Here is a 19,821-nt window from a genome sequence, read left to right as displayed (position 1 = left end):
ATAAAGAAACTCCGGTATGATATTCCTTAGCGAGAAACGGAAATAACGGAGGAGAAAAAATGGGTATTCAGATGATTGGTATTGACCATACAACGGCGGATGTTGATACCAGAGCATTGTTCTCATTTACGAAGAAAAGCAGTGCAGAAATGATGCTGAATTTAAAGGAACAGCCGGGGATTATGGGCTGTATTATTATATCCACCTGCAACCGGATGGAACTGTGGCTCAGCACAGAGGAGACCTTTGACGAAGATCTGCTGGAGCTGCTCTGCCGGCAGAAACAGGTTGAGAAAGAAGCGTATGAATCTGCATTTATATACCGGCAGGGACACGAAGCTGCCGAGCATTTGTTCTGGCTGACCTGCGGGCTGAAATCCCAGATTCTGGCGGAAGATCAGATTATTTCTCAGGTGAAGGACGCTCTGTCCTGGGCCAGAGAGAATTTTACAACAGATGGAGTACTGGAAGTATTATTTCGGAAGGCTGTCACGGCGGCCAAGGAAGTGAAAACCAAAGTAGTTTTTTCCAGAGCCAATGAGACTGCTATGGACCAGGCGATTTTGATGCTGAAAAAGCGGGGATTTCTCTTTGACCGTTCCACCTGTATGGTGATTGGAAATGGCGAAATGGGAAAGCTGGCAGCCCAGTCTTTGCAGCAGACCGGAGCAGACGTAACGGTAACTGTAAGACAGTACCGCAGCGGAATGGTGAATATTCCTCTGGGGTGTTCTAGAATTAATTACGGAGAACGGATGGAGTTTCTGCCGGAATGTGATCTGGTGGTCAGTGCCACAGCCAGTCCAAATTTTACGCTTACCAGAGAATTGTTAGAGCAGGTGGAGATAAGGCCCAAAGGAAAAAAGCTGATTCTTATTGATCTGGCGGTGCCCCGGGATATTGATCCGAAAGCTGGGGGACTAGAGTGGGTACGGCTGTATGATATTGATGATTTTAAGCTTAACGATATGAGTGATAAAGTCCGGCAGTCTGTAAATGAGGCCCGAAGGATTCTGGATAAAGAAATGGAAGAGTTTTACTCCTGGCTTCAGGGAAGAGATATGATTCCAAGGATTCAGGAGGTGAAAGCCAGCGCCGTGGAAGATTTGTATCTTCGGATTCACAAAGTTCTGGGGAGGCTTCCGCTGGAAGAGGAACAAAAAAAAGCGCTGAAGAACAGCATTGATACAGCGGCTGGCAAGGTGATTATGAAGTTGATTTTCGGTCTCAGGGATTCGCTGGATAAGGAAGAGTTTCTGGACTGTCTGGAAGGACTGGAAGAAGTATATGACGAGTAATGAAAGACCGGAGGAAACCGGCTATTTTCCGTTATTTATAGATTTGTGGAAGAAAAAAATACTGGTGGCAGGGGCCGGAAACATAGCCGCCCGGAGAATTGCTGTGCTGGCTCAGTTTGGGGCGGATATAACAGTGGTGGCGCCGGAGATTTCAGAAACTGTCCGGGAGCTTTCTGGCAGGTCACAAATAAATATATTATGTAAACCCTATGAGCCGGACTGCTGTAAAGGGATGTATATGGTGCTGGCCGCTACAGATAATCGGGAATTGAATGCAAAGATCTGTCAGGACGGACACGATGAGGGAGCTATTGTTAATAATGCATCAGATAAAATTCAGTGTGATTTTTATTTCCCGGGAATCGTGAAACGGGGAGCTGACGTAATAGGTGTGAATGCCGGGGGAAGCAGCCATGGCCGGGCCCGGCAGCTGCGGGAAAGGATAGAAAAGTTATGAAAAAAATTGTTATCGGAAGCCGGGAGAGCAGACTGGCAGTGATTCAAAGTGAAATGGTGCGGTCATATCTTAAAAAAAATCTTCCGGAAACGGAAATCTCACTGCTGACAATGAAGACAACCGGGGATATGATTCTGGACCGGACACTTGATAAAGTGGGAGGAAAGGGACTGTTTGTAAAAGAACTAGATAGGGCACTGATGGAGAGAAGAAGTGATTTGTCGGTGCATTCTCTGAAAGATATGCCCATGGAGATTTCAGAGGAGCTTCCTATAATAGCCTTCTCAAAACGGGAAGATCCCAGGGATGCGCTGATACTGCCAGCGGGAAAAACCGAAATTGATTTTTCCAAACCTATTGGATGTTCCAGTTTCAGAAGAATTCTTCAGCTAAAAGAACTTTATCCAAAGGCATCTTTTGAGAGTATCAGGGGAAATGTGCAGACGCGTTTAAAAAAGCTGGATGACGGGTTATATGGCGCAACAATTCTGGCGGCTGCGGGATTAAAACGACTGGGATTAGAATCACGTATTTCAAGATACTTTTCACCGGAGGAAATACTGCCTGCGGCCGGTCAGGGAATCCTTGCGGTTCAGGGCAGATGCGGAGAAGACTATTCTTATCTGAAAGACTACCAGGATGCAGATGCTGCGGTGGAGGCTTTGGCTGAGCGGGCCTTTGTTGCCTATCTGAACGGCGGATGTTCTTCCCCGGTGGCGGCTTTTGCAAGGGCAGAAGGTGAGAGTGTGCATCTGACGGGACTTTATTATAGTGAAGAGAAACAGATTTACAGAAAAAAATCAGCAGAAGGGAAGCGGGCTAATGCCGAAGACCTGGGACGGATGCTGGCGGCAGAATTAAAGAAGGAAGTAGACGGATGAAAAGTGGGAAAGTATGGCTTGTAGGTGCAGGCCCCGGAGATATTGGATTATTTACATTAAAAGGGAAAAAAATACTGGAGCAGGCGGAAGTGGTAGTTTATGACAGCCTGGTGGGAGACGGCGTGCTGGCCATGGTGCCAAAGGGCGTGAAAACCATTAACGTTGGAAAGCGGGCCGGACATCATCTGGTTCCCCAGGATCAGATTAACCGGATTTTACTGAAAGAGGCCCAAAAAGGATATCGGGTAGTGCGTTTAAAAGGAGGAGACCCGTTTTTATTTGGAAGAGGCGGTGAAGAGCTGGAGCTTTTAAAGGAGCATCAGATTCCCTTTGAAGTAGTTCCCGGTGTGACTTCCTCCATTGCAGTGCCCGCCTATAACGGTATTCCAGTAACCCACCGGGATTACTGTTCATCGGTTCATATTATCACCGGTCATAAAAAGGCCGGCCAGGAATATGATATTAACTTTAAAGCGCTGGTGGATACAAAAGGAACCCTTGTATTTTTAATGGGGGTAACAGCCCTTGAAGATATCTGCACGAATCTGATCAGAGCCGGTATGGCTCCCGACACTCCGGCGGCGGTTCTTCAGCAGGGAACAACCGCAGGACAGAAAAAAATAGTATCGACGGTGTCTCAGTTAAAGGCTCAGGTGGAGCGGCAGGGAATAAAAACACCGGCTATTATTGTGGTAGGCGGCGTCTGTGAAAATGCGGATAAGTTTTCCTGGTATGAGTATCTCCCGCTGTTTGGGTGTAAGGTACTGGTTACCAGACCTAAAGAACTGACTTCTGTTATGGCAGAAAAGCTGAGAATGCAGGGAGCTGAAGTGTTAGAGCTTCCGGCCATTGCTGTATCTGCGGTAAAGGACCGGACTGAAATAAAGAAAGAACTGGAATGTATTGACAGTTATCAGTGGATGGCCTTTACCAGTCCAAGCGGTGTGAGGATTTTCTTTGATGAGTATATGAGGGAGCTTCGTATGGATATCCGGCGTTTGGGGAATCTGAAAATTGCCGCTCTGGGAACCGGGACGGGCAGAGCATTGGAAGAGCGGGGAATTTTTCCGGATCTGATGCCAAAGGTGTTTGACGGAAAGGCGCTGGGAGAAGAACTGGCGGCTAAATGTGAGCCCGGAGCCCGCATTTTGATTCCGAGAGCAGCTATTGGAACAAAGGAACTTCTGGAAGCGCTGCAGGTCAGAGATGATCTGGCGGTTACAGACCTGCCTATTTATGATACTGTTTATGAACAGTCAGAACTGGTGGATGAGGTAAAATTTTTTGAACAGACGGGACTGCACTGTGCGGTATTCACCAGCGCATCTACTGTCAGAGGGTTTGTCAATGCAGTGCCGGGGCTGGATTATACAAAGGTGACAGCTGCCTGCATCGGAAAACAGACGAAAGCTGCGGCGGATGAGTTTGGCATGAAAACTTATATGGCAGAACAGGCAACGATAGATTCACTGACAGATCTGGTAATAAAGTTAAAACACCATCTGGGGTAAAAGTCCGGGGAGTAAAGTCCTGGAGATATAAAAAATACAGAATACAAAGGAAAGAGAATGAGGCAGAATGTTTCAGGAAATAGAACCGTTTATTTATCATAATGAATATCAGAATATGAGTCCTGCAGGAGAGGATTTTGTTATTGGAATTACAGATGGAAAAATCCTGTTAAAGGAGCAGGATGGGACAATCAGCTATCCTGTTTATAATGAACTTCCTGAGAATATCAGAAAAATGGGAATGTTTACATATTTGTTTGCCATCAATGATACCAGGTTCTTTCTGTGCCGCAATCTTTTCCTGGATGGATATGAGCTGCGAAAAATTCATTTTCTCAGACCTGCCGCTCCAAAGCATCTGGCCTTTGCGGGGCTGGTTGCTATGCAGCTGGCAGGCTGGTATGACAGCCACAAATACTGCGGCCGCTGTGGCCGGGAACTGGTGCCGGATGAAAAGGAACGGATGATGCGCTGTCCGGACTGTAACAATATGGAATATCCTAAAATCAGCCCCTGTGTAATTGCTGCGGTTATTCATGAAGATAAAATTCTTGTAACAAAATATAAGGGGCCGGACCGGGGACGGTATGCTCTGGTGGCCGGTTTCACAGAAATCGGAGAAACCATTGAGGAAACCGTTCACCGGGAAGTTTTTGAAGAAACCGGCGTCAAAGTAAAAAATCTGAGATATTATAAATGCCAGCCATGGCCTTTTTCCGAAAGCCTCCTGTTTGGCTTTTTTTGTGAACTTGACGGCAGTGATAAGATCACCATCCAGGAGGATGAGCTTTCAATGGCGAAATGGGTTTCCAGAGAAGAACTTTCTATGGTTTGTGATGATTTTACCCTGACCAATGAAATGCTCTGTCGGTTTTCAGAAGGCCGGATATGACAGTGAATTATAAAAGATACAACAAGAAAAATAAAGTAACAAATAGTATAAAGATAGTTAAAATAAAAATAAGAGGACAAGTGTGTGGAACAGTTTGAACATAAAAATCTGGCAGTGGTAACGTTGAAAAAAGGAGAGGGAAGGACGATAAAGGCCGGCGGTATGTGGGTGTTTGATAATGAGATTGCTTCTGTTGCCGGTTCCTTTGAAAATGGCGACATTGTTATTGTACATGATTTTGACGGTTATCCTATGGGGAAAGGATTTATTAATGAAAATTCTAAAATCCGTATTCGAATGATGACCCGGAACAAAGATCAGGTAATTGACCGGGAGTTTTTAACTATGCGTCTGCGGGACGCCTGGGAATATCGGAAAAAAACCGTGGATATCTCCAGCTGCCGGATTGTGTTCGGAGAAGCGGATTTTCTTCCAGGCATAGTTATTGATAAATTTTCGGATGTGCTGGTTGTGGAATCTCTGGCTCTGGGCATTGACCGGTTAAAGCCTGTACTAATTGAATTATTAAAAGAAATACTTCTTGGGGACGGAATAAAAATCCGCGGCGTCTATGAACGAAGCGATGCAAAAGTCCGGGAACAGGAAGGCATGGAGCGTTTGAAAGGATTTATAGGAGAATCCTTTGATACGAAAGTAGAAATTACGGAAAATGGCGTGAAGTATCTGGTGGATGTTAAAGACGGTCAGAAAACGGGCTTTTTTCTGGATCAGAAATATAACCGGCTGGCAATTCAAAGACTGTGCAAAGGTGCAAAAGTACTGGACTGCTTTACGCATACAGGATCGTTTGCTTTAAACGCTGGAATCGCCGGTGCAAAAGAGGTACTTGGCGTGGATGCATCGGAGCTTGGATGTGCACAGGCCCGGGAAAATGCAGCTTTAAACGGACTGGAAGAGCGGGTAAAGTTTCAGTGTGCGGATGTGTTTGAACTTCTTCCCAAGCTGGAAGCGGCAGGTGAGAAGTTTGATGTGGTAATTTTGGATCCTCCGGCATTTACAAAGTCAAGAAAGTCTGTTAAAAATGCGGTAAAAGGCTACCGGGAAATCAATCTGCGTGGAATGAAACTGGTAAAAGACGGCGGTTATCTGGCCACTTGTTCCTGTTCACACTTTATGTCCTATGAGTTATTTACAAAAACCATTCATCAGGCGGCCCGGAATGTACATAAAAGACTGCGGCAGGTGGAATTTAAAACCCAGGCGCCGGACCATCCGATTCTCTGGTGTGCAGATGAGTCTTATTACCTGAAATTTTATATTTTCCAGGTATGTGAGGAAAAGTAGGCGGGGTTTTTGCTATAATCTGCTATAACCTAAAAAATAAGATGGAGCTGTTGAGAATATAAAGGAGTTTTTATGGAAAATAAGAAATGTCCGGCGGCAAAAAAATGCGGCGGCTGCCAGTATCAGGGAATCCCCTATGAAGAGCAGTTAAAACAAAAACAGACAAAGGTAAGAAAGCTGCTAGAACCCTTTGGGAAGGTAAAGCCCATAATCGGGATGGAAAATCCATATCATTATAGAAATAAAGTCCATGCAGTGTTTGACAGACAGAAAAATGGGACCATTGTCTCCGGTGTATATCAGGAAGGAACGCATAAAGTAGTTCCTGTTACTGAGTGTCTCATTGAGGATCAGAAGGCGGATGCAATTATTAATGATATCAGGGGACTGTTAAAGTCTTTTAAAATTAAAGTATACAATGAGGATACCCGCTATGGTCTCCTTCGCCATGTACTGATCCGCAGGGGATTTGCCAGCGGAGAGATCATGGTGGTGCTGGTGCTTGCTTCTCCTATTCTGCCATCTAAGAACAATTTTGTGAAAGCACTGTTAAAGCTCCACCCGGAAATTACAACGGTGCTTATCAATGTAAACGATAAAAAAACCAGTATGGTCTTGGGCGAGAAAGAAACGGTTATTTACGGTAAAGGATATATTGAAGATCAGCTGTGCGGATGCAGATTCCGCATTTCAGCAAAATCTTTTTATCAGGTAAACCCGGTGCAGACAGAGGTGCTCTATGGAAAGGCTATAGAGCTTGCAGGGCTTACCGGAGAAGAAAGGGTACTGGATGCCTACTGCGGAATCGGAACTATCGGTATGATAGCCGCAAAATCCGCCAGAGAAGTGATAGGTGTGGAGCTTAATAAGGATGCAGTCCGGGATGCAGTGCGGAATGCAAAACTTAACGGGATAAAAAATATCCGTTTTTTCCAGGGGGATGCCGGCGCTTTTATGCGGAAGATGGCAATGCAAAAGGAAAAAGCGGATGTGGTTTTTATGGATCCGCCAAGAAGCGGGAGTACGGAAGAGTTTATGGAATCCGCAGTGAGGCTTTCCCCTGAAAAAATCGTGTACATTTCCTGTAATCCCGAAACTCTTGCCAGAGATTTAAAATATCTGACAAAAAAAGGATATCAGATGAAAGAAGCGTGGCCGGTGGATATGTTCGGGTTTACGGGGCATGTTGAGACGGTAGTACTTCTGTCCCGTAAGTTACCTGGTAGTCATATCAACGTAAAAGTCGAGTTTGGCGAGGGTAGGGGTAAAGTTCCTTTAAAGGCAATCTCCGAAAGGACAGAAACCTATAAGCCGAAAGAGCGAGTTAAATTCCTAAGTTGAAGCTGATTTCCAAGGATAACGGTTTAACAAAAGAAGTAGAAAGATTTTTCTAACAGCAAAATGAAGAATAGTTTAATGTGTTGGTAATGCGGCTGAGAAAGGACTTATTATAAATAAAATTTGAACTCGTTAGATAAAGGCGGTTTTAGTGTTAGAGTAACGATGAAAAATTGCATTGGGAGAAATATATTGACAAAAAAGAAAAATGAGATAGCTATTCATAGCTCGGCAGCAGAATATCTGACATATGTCGCATCTATCGGAGATAATGCGGATAGTATGGAAATGCGCTATGAGGATGAGAATATATGGCTGACGCAGAGAATGATGGCACAGCTTTATGACGTAAGTTTGCCGACAATAAATGAGCATATTAAAAAAATATATGGCGATGGTGAACTTGTGGAGGAAGCAACTGTTCGGAAATTCCGAATAGTTCAAACGGAAGGAACAAGGCAGGTAAACCGTGAAATTATCCATTATAATTTGCAGATGATTATTGCAGTGGGATTTAAGGTTAATAATGACAGGGCGGTTCGCTTTCGGAAATGGTCGGGACAAATTGTTAAAGATTATACCATTCAGGGTTGGTCAATGGATAAAGAGCGTTTAAAAAAAGGTCATATGTTCACAGATGAGTATTTTGAGCGGCAGTTAGAGAACATCCGCGAGATAAGGCTTTCAGAACGTACAAAATAAAATGCATTGGGCTGTTCATAGACATACGGCAGCAGAACTTATTGCTGAACGAGCTAATGCAGAAGAGGAACATATGGGATTGTCTACATGGGAAGCAGCTCCAAATGGAAAAATTGTAAAAGCTGATGTGTCAATTGCAAAGAATTATTTGAATGACAAAGAAATGTCCTATATGGAAAGGATTGTGTCTTTATATCTTGATTATGCAGAATTACAGGCAGAACGTCACATTCCGATGAGTATGGAAGATTGGGCAAAGCGCTTGGATGGTTTTCTGGAATTTAATGGAAATGAGATACTTACAGGTACAGGTAAGATTAGTGCAGAGCAGGCAAAACTTCATGCAGAAACAGAATTTGAAAAATATCGTATTGTACAAGACAGACTCTTTATGTCTGATTATGATAAGTTTTTGATGGAATTAGAAGAAAGAGAAAAGTAGAATTTATAAAGTAGGAAAAAGCAGAAGAAAATAAATGGTGTAAAAATGGTATTAAATATATTTTTGTGTGAAAAGGGTTGCGCGATTAGTGTTAGTACTGTATAAGTATTATCCATATCTCCGTGATTTTGTGGGTATATGTTTTGATTTGGTACTCATGTGGAGACGGTAGTACTGCTTTCCCACAAAAAGCCCGACAGTCATATCAACGTAAAAGTTGAGTTTGGCGAGGGCGAGGGCAAAGTGCCGCTTGATAATATTGCTAAGAAAGCCGTTGCATACAAGCCAAAAGAGCGAGTTACCTACAAGATGATTAAGGAGTACATAGAAGCAAAATACGGCTTCAAAGTACATACTGCATATATTGCAGAGGTTAAGAGAGATTTAGGCTTACCGATGTATGATGCTCCTAATGCGGTAGAGGAATTGAAACAGCCGAAGAAACATCCGACAGCAGAGAAGGTAGAGGCAATAAAGGATGCATTGAAGCATTTTGAAATTATTGAATCATGGCAGAAGGGATTAGAAAATGAGTATAGATATAACATTATCTATAATTATCAGCATACTAGGATCTTCAGTTATAACGTTAGTGTTGTCTACATTCGTCTTTCAACCAATGCAAGACAGAAAGAAGTATATTTTTGATGAAAAAAGAGGGTATACGAATCTATAATTGTATTTGCTCAAATTGTACTTTTTCCTGCTTATTCAGCTGAAAAATGAGGAACAGTTTAATATACTTGTGAATCGACTTAGAAGAGATCTGTATAAATAAAACATGAGGTGAATGTTTTGTGTGGCTTAGCGGAGGACTTTTATGAATGAACAATTTTATAATGAGATTAAAAAAATTTTAATCTCAGCAAGAAATAAGATTTATCAGACAGCTAATTTTGCAATGGTTGAAGCCTACTGGAATATAGGAAAATCAATCATTGAAGAACAAGGCGGTAATGAAAAGGCTGCGTATGGTGCAGGTTTGTTAAAAGAGTTGTCAAAGCAAATGACACGGGATTTTGGTAAAGGATTTACCGTTACAAATTTGAAAAATATGCGGCAATTTTATTTAACATTTCCAAATGGCTACGCATTGCGTAGCGAATTGAGTTGGACGCATTATCGCCTTCTAATGCGAGTAGAGAATGAAAATGCAAGAGAATTTTATATGCAGGAAGCTGTAAAATCTCAATGGAGTACAAGACAGCTTGAGCGTCAGATAAATTCCTTTTTTTATGAAAGGTTATTATCCAGTAAAAATAAGGAGCAGGTTGCAGAAGAAATACAGACATTAGAGCCGGCAAGGAAACCAGAAGATGTCATTCGTGACCCATATGTATTAGAATTTCTTGGACTGACACCTAATGATGATTTTTATGAAAGTGATTTAGAACAAGCGTTAATTACACATTTACAGAAATTTCTTTTGGAACTTGGCAGAGGATTTTCATTTGTCGCAAGGCAGAAAAGAATAACATTTGACGGACGTCATTTTAGAATTGACCTTGTATTCTATAATTACATCTTAAAATGTTTTGTGTTGATTGATTTAAAGGTTGGAGACTTAACACATCAGGATTTAGGACAGATGCAGATGTATGTTCATTATTATGAACGAGAACTTATGAATGAAGGAGATAATCCGCCGATTGGTATTGTTTTGTGTGCCGATAAAAGTGAGTCTGTAGTTAAGTATACGTTACCTGAAAATGAAACACAGATTTTCGCTTCAAAATACAAATTGTATTTACCAAGCGAGGAAGAATTGTTGCGTGAATTAAAGCAGGAATATCAAGCATTGGAATCTATTAAGACAGTAGAAGAAAGTATTGGTAATGAGGAGTAGATTTTGCATTAAGGTGATACAAAATTAATAGAATCTATATTTTGTGGGAAAACGGATGCATGAGTAGTATTAGTACTGTATAAATATTGCCGATATTTCCGTGATTTTGTGGGTATATGTTTTGATTTGGTACTCATGTGGAGACTGTCATCCTTTTGGACAACCAAAAAACCAAGCCTGATTCACACATTAAACTTAGTGTTGATATGTAGAGCCTTAGGCAATTTTTCCATAATCGTGTTTTCAATAAGATATTGTGCAAAGACTCTGTAGTTTTTATGAGAAGCCCAGTTTTCTTCTACATCTACAATTTCCATCCAATCGGGTTCCTGAGGGAGAATTTCACGATACTGATGTAATTGATTCAGTGCCTCGGGAGAAAGTCCTGTGTAGTGTTAAGCGTCTAGTGCATGTGTGTGGGATGAGTGTACCTCCGGTGATTTATGGTGCAGATGAGAATGGTGGCTGGACGGAACCAGAGGTATGGGAGAAGGTAAATTCCGTCTCTTGGGATTACGTTGGTATTGATAAAGTTCAGGCAGCCTGCGATTCGGCAAAACAGAATCCGAGGGAAGAGAATGCATTCAGACAGCTTTGTTTGAATCAGTGGGTAAAACAGGCAGTCCGGTGGATGCCAATGGACAAGTGGGATGCCTGTTCCTTTACAGTGAATGAAGAAGAATTGGAAGGAATGGGATTTATAGTAGTTCCGTTCAGTCAGGGATTTAAGGATATGTCACCACCTACGAAGGAACTCACGAAGTTGACTCTGGAACAGAAACTGGTTCGCGGAGGTCATCCAGTTCTTCGATGGATGGCGCCATTGCTGTAATTATGGGATTGGATAGAGCAATCCGATGTGGAAATACTAATTCAGAGAGTGTGTATGATAATCGTAGATTGCTGATTTTTCGAAAATGTATTGCAATTTGCGATACAAAATACTATTCTATACTTAGAAAAAAGGAAAGGTGGTAATCTTTATGGCAGCAAAAACAGCAAATGTAACAGCTCGTATACAGCCGGATATTAAAGAAAGCGCAGAAGCGATTCTTGAAAAATTGGGTATACCAGTTTCTGTATTTATTGATATGACATATAGACAGGTGATCAATCATAATGGGATTCCTTTCATGATGACATTACCAAAAGCGATTCCAACAAGAGATATTTTATCAGAAGCAGAATTTGATACAATGATGGAGAAGGGGTTAAAGCAGGCAAAAGCAGATGAGTCTGTATCAGTGGCAGATGCATTTTCCAGCCTTAGAGCAGGTGTTTAATGCATGGCAATAACTTATGAGGTAAAAGTAACCAGACAGGCACTAGAGCAGATGCAAGAGATTACACATTACATTGCACATGAGTTGTGTGCGCCGGATGCTGCATATAACCTGCTTGATGAAATGGAAAATACAATAAATTCTCTTGCAGATATGCCAGGGAGAATGTCTTTGGTGGATGAAGAACCGTGGAGAACAGAAGGTGTGCGTAAGGCATTGGTTAAAAACTTTATTATCTGCTTTTGGGATATCTGACTGATACAATATATTGTATGAAAAAAGAATATTATCCGGAAAAAATACTATATTCAGGATAGCAGACAGGAGGTAATGTATGGGATTTTTAAAAGGTAAAACAGCGATTATTACAGGGGCGGGCAGAGCTGTGCTCAGTGACGGGCGCTGTGGCTCAATTGGTTATGGTATTGCCACTGCTTATGCAAAAGAGGGAGCAAACCTTGTAATTACAGGGCGGAACCTGAAAAAACTGGAGGATGCAAAAGAGGAGCTGGAAAGGCTGTATGGAATTTCAGTGCTGACGGTACAGGCAGATGTCAGTGCACAGGCTGACAATGAGGCTGTTGTGGCAAATGTTGTAAAACAGACAATAGACACTTTTGGCAGAATTGATGTTTTGATTAATAATGCACAGGCTTCTGCTTCCGGAGTGACGCTGGCAGATCATACAAAGGAACAGTTTGATCTTTCTCTTTATTCCGGATTATATGCGGCGTTTTATTATATGAGAGCATGCTATCCATATCTGAAAGAAAGTAAGGGAAGTGTTATTAATTTTGCTTCCGGAGCCGGACTTTTCGGTAATTACGGGCAGTGTGCATATGCGGCTGCAAAAGAAGGGATCAGAGGTCTTACAAGAGTTGCGGCTACAGAGTGGGGGAAGGATGGGATTAATGCAAATGTAATCTGCCCTCTTGCATGGACTGCACAGCTGGAGAATTTTGAAAAAGAGTATCCGGAAGCTTTTAAAGCAAATGTAAAAATGCCGCCGGCCGGCCATTACGGGGATGTAGAAAAAGAAATCGGAAGAGTCTGCGTACAGCTTGCGTCTCCGGATTTTAAATATATGAGTGGAGAAACACTGACGCTGGAAGGCGGCATGGGACAGAGACCATAGTCTGGAACTTGAGCTCTTAGGCAGAGGAAAGAGTGAAAGATCCGTTATATTATGCAGTTTGCGGTATAGCGGATCTTTCTTTTTATATCACACGAAGAAATTGTATCGAGAATAATTTGCAGGATTGCACTGGATTGGCCGGGAAGTATGCTGCAAAAGCAATCTGGCTGGATAGATAATTCTGCATTTGTAGGATTTTTCCGGAATACAGATTATAAATTGAGTTATGAATATAAAGTCAGTCAGAAATGGAGGAATAATTGCTGGTGAAAAAGTTTATATTTAAAAAAAGATATCTGGCGGCAGTACTTGCCGGTTTTATGTTTTTAACCGGGTGCGCCGGTCAGAAAGGACCAGAAAGTGAGAAAAGAGAAGTGAAAACCGGAACTGTCAGTCTGGCAGATATACATACGGCAGAATACTGGATAAACCGGCGAGGGGAAGATCATACGGTTTTGATGACTGCTGCTGAAATATCCGATTATAATAAGATGATACAGCAGAATATTGGAAAAGAGGCTTCCTTATATGATCTGGATTCCCTGGCGGAGGGAATGGAAAGGGCACAGCTGCAAAGCTGGCTTGAGAGCAGTGAGATTCCCTCTGAAGGCCCGTATTACAGTGGCAGCAGGCAGTTATCGGATGCCGACTGGAAGCGGATAGAAGCAAATAAAAACCTTGATCATATTCCGGAGGAGCCAAAAGTACGATGGGGAGTATGCACCGAAAGAAGCAGTGTAAGGACATTTCCAACAGCTGATGCGGTGACAGCACAGCAGGATGACAGATATGATGATACTTTTCAGGAGACGGCCATACTTTTGAATGAACCGGCAGCAATTTTACATACCAGCGCGGACGGAAAATTTTATTATGTATGTATCCGAAATTACCGGGGCTGGGTATCGGCAGATGCCATCGGTCTGTGCAGAAATTATGATGAATGGAAGCAGGCCGTGGATGCGCAGTCCTTTTTGATTGTAACGGGAAGCCGTTATCTGTTAAATGAGGATCCCTATGAACCGGCTGTTTCTAACAGAGAATTAACCATGGGGACGAAATTTGCTCTGGCAGAAAAGCCGGGAACCGTGAAAAGTATTCGAAACCGGGTGTCCTATGACAGCTATATTATTGATTTTCCTGTCAGAAATGAAGACGGATCTTTAAGCTATAAAGAGGTTCTGGTTCCGGTTTCTGCAGACGTCAGTGTCGGATATCTGGAATATACAGAGCCCGCAGTATTAGAGCAGGCTTTTAAAATGCTGGGAGAAGTATATGGCTGGGGAGGAATGGTGGATGCCAGGGACTGCTCTAGTCTGGTAATGGAACTCTATCAGTGTTTTGGATTTGAGCTGCCCAGAAACGGAAGCGGTCTTGCAATGCTGCCGGGAGAGGACAATGGGGAGCTGAAAGATCTGACAGTAAAAGAAAAAGAAGATCTGCTTGGTGAGGCGGCTCCTGGCTCAATTCTTTATTTTCCCGGGCACATTATGCTTTACCTGGGCGAGGCAGAGGGTAAGTTTTACTGTCTGAGCGCAACCGGCAGCTTTGCCCCGGAGGGAACTTCTGAGAATGAGGTCCGGAAGGTAAATTCTGTTGTTATCAGCAGTCTTGATGTAATCAGAAAAAACGGAAATACATGGATGGAGTCGCTAGAAAAGCTGATCCGGCTGTAAAACGAAAATAAAAAGGATTGATATATAGTTTTACAGGTGCTCCGTATTTAAAATAAACTGATTTTTATGCACTTCTAAAATACCGTCCCGCTGCATTTTGCCAAGCTCATTGGACAGTGCGCTTCGATCCACATTCAGATAATCAGCCAGCTGCTGCCGGTTAAATGGAATGGTAATCCGGTGGCTGTTTTGGCGCAGAGCCTGAAAGGACAGATAGGCCAGCAGCCGTTCCCTGATTGTTTTTGGGGCGGTGTGAAGCATTCTTCTAGAAAGCTGCAGATTTTTCTGGGCCATTATGGTCAGAAGGTTCTGGATTAGTCTGTTATGGTGGATGCAGGAGCTGGAACAGGTCTGCAGAATTTTTTTTATATTAAGAAAAAGAATTTCACATTCAGAGGCGGCAGCTGCATTTACCATCAGCGGCTCTCCGGGGGTGCAGGCATAGGCTTCAGCGAAAATCTGTCCCGGTTCAATAATGTTCATAATACTTTTGTTTCCCCAGAAATCGTCAATTTCAATATGAACATGTCCTGAGATTACGATACCTACGTGCTCTAGGATTTCTCCGGCGTGGAAGATCAGTTCTCCTTTTTTGAAAGCTTTTAAGCGGCTGCCAAGACAATTCAGCATAGAGGCAATCTCTGTTTCTGTATTTCCGCGGAATAAAAGTGAGTTGGCAAGTAATTTTGTATCCATTGATCTGCTCCTTTGTTGTGAAAACAACATAATAGATAGTATGATTATATAATATCATTTCCATTTCTGACAATGGTAATCTGTATATGATTCAAAAAGAAGAGAGAAGAGAGATTGTAATATCCAAAAGTTGAATCGTTATGATTTTGTATGATACAATAAAAGCCAGCGGCGGGAGGCGGTGTATATGGAACATTCATTTTTTCAGATTGATCGTATTTTAAACTTAGAACAGTGGCAGCCTCTGCAGGATGCGTTGTCTGATGTTTTGGGGCTGGCTATTATTACTGTAAATTATAAAGGGGTTCCCATTACGGAACACAGCGGCTGCCAGGAGTTCTGCCGGCGGGTGCGGGAGAATCCGGAGTTGTCAAAACGCTGCCAGAAATGTGATTCCAGAGGCGGACTAGAAGCGGTGCGTTCCGGTGAACCGTATATCTATTTGTGTCATTATCATATTATTGATATTGCTATTCCAATTTCTATAGATGATAAATATATCGGGGCGGTTATGGCAGGCCAGGTCCGTTTGAGCAATATGCAAAAGGCAGATGATCTAGAACAGATTGTAGATTCCCCTACCAGTATCGCCTTTCTGGAAAGGTCGAAAGAACTTCAGGATCTATATCTTCAGATTCCTGCTTATTCATACGAGGATGTGAAGCGCATGGCCGGGATGCTGCATCTTTTAAGTAATTATATTGTAGATGAAGCCAAAGGAAAGAACTATATTCTGGATATGTATAAAAGAGTGTTTCCGGCTGCACAGTCGCAATATTTCCAGAATACGGAGGCTGTATCAGAGACCGCACAAATACACAGCATCAAAGAGGCTTTGACCAATGCCATTACGGATACATACCTGTCGTCGGATCAGGTGATTTACAGTTCAAAAAACAGAAGTCTGCAGCCGGCATTTGATTATATTTTTCTGAACAAAAATAAGGCTGTTTCACTGGATGAATGTGCAAAGCTCTGCCATCTAAGTACCAGCTATTTTGGCAGGAGTTTTACAAAAGAGGTTGGAGAAAACTTTACGTCTTTTGTATCGGGACTGAAAGTCAGCTGGGCAAAACAGCTGCTGGAAAAGACGGATCTTCCGGTTGCTCAGATCAGTGAGGATCTGGGGTTTAATGAACCTGGATATTTTATAAAAATGTTTAAAAAATCTGAGCATATTACGCCGGGGTTATATCGAAAATATTGTAAAGAAAGAACAAGTATAACCGGATTCCTGGATTCGTCAGATAATTATAAAATTTCTAAAAAATAATAAAAATAGTAAAAAAATTAACTAAAATAGTGCGAAAGTATTATTGATGTGAAGTTTGAGCAGAAAAATACCATAATAAATTGTAATTTTTGGGTTTGTTTTTCTCATGATTTTACCTCCTCTTTTTGTTATTCTGAAAACAGAAAACAAGAGGAGGTATTTTTTTATGAGGAAAGCATTTATCTGCCCTTCAAAATATGTGCAGGGGGAAGATGAGATTTTAAATCTTGGATATTTTGTAAAGACTTTTGGGGATTCGGCGCTTTTAATTGCTCATCCGGATGACGTGAACCGGGTGAAAGAAAAACTGGATGCAACCTGTAAAAAATTTGGTGTTCGTTTTCAGGAAAGCGGATTTTTGGGAGAGTGCTCAAGACAGGAAGTGGCCAGACTTCAAAAAACAGCGGAAGAAAATAATTGTTCCTGTATTGTAGGACTAGGAGGCGGAAAAGCCATTGATACTGCCAAATGTGTAGCAAAGGGGGAACGTCTGATTATCGTGCCCACCATTGCTGCCACAGATGCGCCTACCAGTCATTCTGCTGTGCTATATCATCCGGACGGATCTTTTGATGATTATGCCTACTTTAAGCAAAGTCCAAGCGTGATACTTATTGATACCACAGTGATTGCAAAGGCGCCTGCAAGATTTCTGGTTTCCGGAATGGGAGATGCCCTGTCCACTTACTTTGAGGCAAGGGCGACGGCGGCCTCCTGTACAAAAGTAAATGCAGGGCTTCCCTGTGGTGTAAGAGAAGAGTTATGTGAACCGGCCAGAGGAACCAATGCCGCACTGGCTCTTGCAGAGCTGTGCTATCAGACCCTTCTTGCGGACGGGGCAAAGGCAAAGGCGGCCTGTGATGCTGATTGTATTACTCCGGCATTGGAAAATATTATTGAGGCAAATATCCTTCTTTCCGGTCTGGGATTTGAAAGCGGCGGGCTGGCAGGGGCTCATGCAATCCATGATGGGCTTACAGTGCTGGAAGGAACCCACAGTTATTTTCATGGTGAAAAGGTAGCCTTTGGAACAATTGTACAGCTTGTGCTGGAAAATGCACCGAGAAAGGAGCTGGAAACAGTTTTGACTTTTTGTCTGGAAATTGGTCTGCCGGTGTGTCTTAACGATATTGGAGTGGATGCCATCACCCCGGAAGAGTTAAATCAGGTTGCAAAAAAAGCCTGTATACCAGAAGAATCTGTTTATGCTATGCCATTTCCAGTAACGCCTGATGCAGTAGCTGCAGCTATAATTACAGCGGACCGGATTGGAAAAGCTTTTAAAGACAGGAGATAACAAAATGAAGAAAATTATGAATCTTCCGGAAAATATGGTAATGGAAATGTGTTATGGTATGGCGCAGGCCCATCCGGAGCTTGCCTTTCATCCAAAATACAAATTTTTTAACCGGTCAGAGGCAGATAAAGAAAAAGTAACGCTGATCAGCGGGGGCGGCAGCGGCCATGAACCTGCCCATGCGGGGCTGGTGGGCTTAGGTATGCTTGATGGGGCGGTTTGTGGAGACATTTTTGCTTCGCCGTCTCAGATTCAGATTTATAAGGCTATCAAAGAAACAGCCGGAAAAAAAGGCACCCTGCTGATTATTAAAAATTACAGCGGAGACATGATGAATTTTAAAAATGCTGCCCAGATGGCGGCAGAAGACGGCATAGATGTGGATTATATAAAAGTCGATGATGACATTGCAGTAGAAGACAGCCTTTATACGGTGGGCAGACGCGGGGTTGCCGGAACCGTTCTTGTACATAAGATAGCGGGGGCGGCTGCAGAAGAGGGAAAAAGTCTTGCCCAGGTGAAAGCCATTGCCGGGAAAGCAGTCAGAAATATCAAGAGTATTGGTGCAGCCTATACTCCCTGTACAGTACCTGCAAAAGGAACTCCTACTTTTGAACTGGCGGAAGATGAAATGGAATTTGGCGTTGGAATCCATGGAGAACCCGGAAGAAAAAGAGAAAAGATCCTGACGGCAGATCAGCTGGCTGTCAGGATGCTAAAGCCTTTACTTGAAGAATTACAGACCGGGGAGAATGCAGGCTGGGAGACAGCCATGCTGGTCAATGGATTTGGGGCCACTCCGTTACAGGAACTGTATCTTTTAGCGGATTCGGCTATGAAATATCTTTCAGAAAGAGATATAAAGGTGAGCCGTATCTTTGTGGGAAATTATATGACCAGTATTGATATGGCCGGCGCTTCTATTACACTTCTTAAAATGGATGAAGAGCTTAAAAAATATCTTACGGCGCCTGCTGATACTCCCGCATTTAAAATGACAGGAGAAGAAAAGGACGTAAATTTCCGATTTGAAATCCAGAAAGAAAAAGAAGCGGAATCTGTGAACTATCAGTTGGAAACGGATCCGGAATATGGAAAAATAAGAAATCATAAAATCTCTCTGGAAAATATTATTTTTATAGTGGATAAAATGTCCCAGGTTATTATTGAGAAAGAAATACCCTTTTGCGAACTGGATTCCCATGCCGGTGACGGAGACTTTGGAATGAGTGTGGCAAAGGGATTTCGTGAGCTGAAAAAGGAGTGGAAGGATTTAATAAGAGATTCTTCGGATTCTATTGGAACTTTTTTATCTGCCTGCTCTCTGATTATTATGGAGTACTGCGGAGGGGCCAGCGGCCCTATCTGGGGTTCTGCATTCCGGGCTGCCGGCCGCTGTGTCAAAGACAAAACGGAGCTTTCTGTTACCGAATTTGCGGATATGATGCAGGCCGCAGTTGCTGGAATCCAGAAAACCGGTGAGCGGTCTTTTGGAAGAGGGGCTGTTGTAGGAGATAAAACACTGATTGATGCTTTAGTTCCGTGTGCGGATACCTGGTCGTCTTCATCAGATACAGATGAAATAACGAAAGTATTTATGAATGCCGCAAATGCCGCAAAGGAGGGAGCCGCTGAGACAGCACAGATTGTGGCAAGAATGGGCCGTGCCGGTACTGTGGGAGAGCGGAGCATTGGTTATCCGGATGCAGGAGCATATGCGCTGGGGGTTATATTTACGGAAATTGCAGAAGCATTGACAAACGATTAATTATGGTAAAAAATATTTAAG

The 19,821-nt window shown here is 42.8% G+C and carries 17 protein-coding genes and 3 pseudogenes; 18 read left to right on the top strand and 2 right to left on the bottom strand.

Translation table 11 applies throughout. The features are described 5' to 3' along the window. Nucleotides 1-59: 59 nt before the first annotated feature. The 10 genes and pseudogenes from hemA to OCV88_RS13490 all read left to right on the top strand — a co-directional run bounded on the left by hemA (nt 60) and on the right by OCV88_RS13490 (nt 10,672). On the top strand, nt 60-1,298 hold the full coding sequence (gene hemA / locus OCV88_RS13535) for a glutamyl-tRNA reductase (RefSeq protein ID WP_158425967.1): 1,239 nt from the start codon (nt 60-62) through the stop codon (nt 1,296-1,298). Continuing rightward, the gene (locus tag OCV88_RS13530; protein ID WP_158425966.1) at nt 1,288-1,755 is read left to right on the top strand and encodes a precorrin-2 dehydrogenase/sirohydrochlorin ferrochelatase family protein; all 468 of its coding nucleotides are present in this window, start codon (nt 1,288-1,290) and stop codon (nt 1,753-1,755) included. The genes hemA and OCV88_RS13530 overlap by 11 nt, the downstream gene beginning before the upstream one ends. Then, the gene (gene hemC / locus OCV88_RS13525) at nt 1,752-2,636 is read left to right on the top strand and encodes a hydroxymethylbilane synthase (protein WP_158425965.1); all 885 of its coding nucleotides are present in this window, start codon (nt 1,752-1,754) and stop codon (nt 2,634-2,636) included. The genes OCV88_RS13530 and hemC overlap by 4 nt, the downstream gene beginning before the upstream one ends. Continuing rightward, nucleotides 2,633-4,147 carry a uroporphyrinogen-III C-methyltransferase gene (gene cobA / locus OCV88_RS13520; RefSeq protein ID WP_158425964.1) on the top strand — a complete coding sequence of 505 codons (1,515 nt, stop codon included), beginning with the start codon at nt 2,633-2,635 and terminating at the stop codon, nt 4,145-4,147. Before hemC ends, cobA begins: the two co-directional genes overlap by 4 nt. Nucleotides 4,148-4,214: 67 nt before the next feature. Further along, on the top strand, nt 4,215-5,039 hold the full coding sequence (nudC, locus tag OCV88_RS13515; protein WP_158425963.1) for an NAD(+) diphosphatase: 825 nt from the start codon (nt 4,215-4,217) through the stop codon (nt 5,037-5,039). A gap of 84 nt (nt 5,040-5,123) precedes the next feature. Continuing rightward, nucleotides 5,124-6,344 (top strand): class I SAM-dependent rRNA methyltransferase, encoded by a 1,221-nt coding sequence (locus OCV88_RS13510; protein WP_262591333.1) that lies wholly within the window; start codon nt 5,124-5,126, stop codon nt 6,342-6,344. Nucleotides 6,345-6,416: 72 nt separating this feature from the next. Then, a complete protein-coding gene (rlmD, locus tag OCV88_RS13505; protein WP_158425962.1) occupies nt 6,417-7,685 on the top strand; it encodes a 23S rRNA (uracil(1939)-C(5))-methyltransferase RlmD in 1,269 nt (422 codons plus the stop codon). Nucleotides 7,686-7,874: 189 nt separating this feature from the next. Then, nucleotides 7,875-8,826 (top strand): annotated as a pseudogene (gene rhuM / locus OCV88_RS13500) (RhuM family protein). A gap of 156 nt (nt 8,827-8,982) precedes the next feature. Further along, nucleotides 8,983-9,330 (top strand): annotated as a pseudogene (locus OCV88_RS13495) (23S rRNA (uracil-5-)-methyltransferase RumA); the annotation flags it as partial. Between the two features lie 316 nt (nt 9,331-9,646). Further along, on the top strand, nt 9,647-10,672 hold the full coding sequence (locus OCV88_RS13490) for a PDDEXK nuclease domain-containing protein (RefSeq protein ID WP_158425961.1): 1,026 nt from the start codon (nt 9,647-9,649) through the stop codon (nt 10,670-10,672). A 182-nt stretch (nt 10,673-10,854) separates the two neighbouring features. Here OCV88_RS13490 and OCV88_RS13485 read toward each other — a convergent pair whose 3' ends face one another. After that, nucleotides 10,855-10,989 carry a hypothetical protein gene (locus OCV88_RS13485; RefSeq protein ID WP_262591331.1) on the bottom strand — a complete coding sequence of 45 codons (135 nt, stop codon included), beginning with the start codon at nt 10,987-10,989 and terminating at the stop codon, nt 10,855-10,857. A 116-nt stretch (nt 10,990-11,105) separates the two neighbouring features. Between OCV88_RS13485 and OCV88_RS13480 the strand changes: the two are divergent. From OCV88_RS13480 to OCV88_RS13460, 5 genes and pseudogenes are all read left to right on the top strand, one after another. Next, nucleotides 11,106-11,584, top strand: a pseudogene (locus tag OCV88_RS13480) (hypothetical protein); the annotation flags it as partial. Nucleotides 11,585-11,655: 71 nt separating this feature from the next. Beyond that, a complete protein-coding gene (locus OCV88_RS13475) occupies nt 11,656-11,955 on the top strand; it encodes a type II toxin-antitoxin system RelB/DinJ family antitoxin (RefSeq protein ID WP_158425960.1) in 300 nt (99 codons plus the stop codon). 3 nt (nt 11,956-11,958) lie between these two features. Further along, nucleotides 11,959-12,210, top strand: coding sequence for a type II toxin-antitoxin system RelE/ParE family toxin (locus OCV88_RS13470; RefSeq protein ID WP_158425959.1), 252 nt, complete (start codon nt 11,959-11,961; stop codon nt 12,208-12,210). Between the two features lie 79 nt (nt 12,211-12,289). Then, nucleotides 12,290-13,090 (top strand): SDR family NAD(P)-dependent oxidoreductase, encoded by an 801-nt coding sequence (locus tag OCV88_RS13465; RefSeq protein WP_158425958.1) that lies wholly within the window; start codon nt 12,290-12,292, stop codon nt 13,088-13,090. 266 nt (nt 13,091-13,356) lie between these two features. Then, nucleotides 13,357-14,766, top strand: a complete 1,410-nt coding sequence (locus OCV88_RS13460; protein ID WP_158425957.1) for an SH3 domain-containing protein — start codon at nt 13,357-13,359, stop codon at nt 14,764-14,766. A 30-nt stretch (nt 14,767-14,796) separates the two neighbouring features. On the opposite strand, the gene OCV88_RS13455 is transcribed toward OCV88_RS13460, so the two are convergent. Continuing rightward, nucleotides 14,797-15,462 (bottom strand): Crp/Fnr family transcriptional regulator, encoded by a 666-nt coding sequence (locus tag OCV88_RS13455; RefSeq protein WP_158425956.1) that lies wholly within the window; start codon nt 15,460-15,462, stop codon nt 14,797-14,799. Nucleotides 15,463-15,649: 187 nt separating this feature from the next. Between OCV88_RS13455 and OCV88_RS13450 the strand changes: the two genes are divergently transcribed. From OCV88_RS13450 to dhaK, 3 genes are all read left to right on the top strand, one after another. Then, nucleotides 15,650-16,735: a PocR ligand-binding domain-containing protein gene (locus OCV88_RS13450; protein WP_158425955.1), complete on the top strand. Its 1,086-nt coding sequence runs from the start codon at nt 15,650-15,652 to the stop codon at nt 16,733-16,735. A gap of 166 nt (nt 16,736-16,901) precedes the next feature. Then, nucleotides 16,902-18,032, top strand: a complete 1,131-nt coding sequence (locus tag OCV88_RS13445; protein ID WP_158425954.1) for a glycerol dehydrogenase — start codon at nt 16,902-16,904, stop codon at nt 18,030-18,032. Nucleotides 18,033-18,036: 4 nt separating this feature from the next. Further along, complete coding sequence (gene dhaK, locus OCV88_RS13440; RefSeq protein WP_158425953.1) at nt 18,037-19,800, top strand: dihydroxyacetone kinase subunit DhaK; 1,764 nt, start codon at nt 18,037-18,039, stop codon at nt 19,798-19,800. Nucleotides 19,801-19,821: the final 21 nt, after the last annotated feature.

Origin of the sequence: Brotonthovivens ammoniilytica (genome assembly GCF_025566885.1) — a bacterium.
GTDB lineage: Bacteria > Bacillota > Clostridia > Lachnospirales > Lachnospiraceae > Brotonthovivens > Brotonthovivens ammoniilytica.
This window is presented reverse-complemented; position numbering and strand designations above follow the sequence as displayed.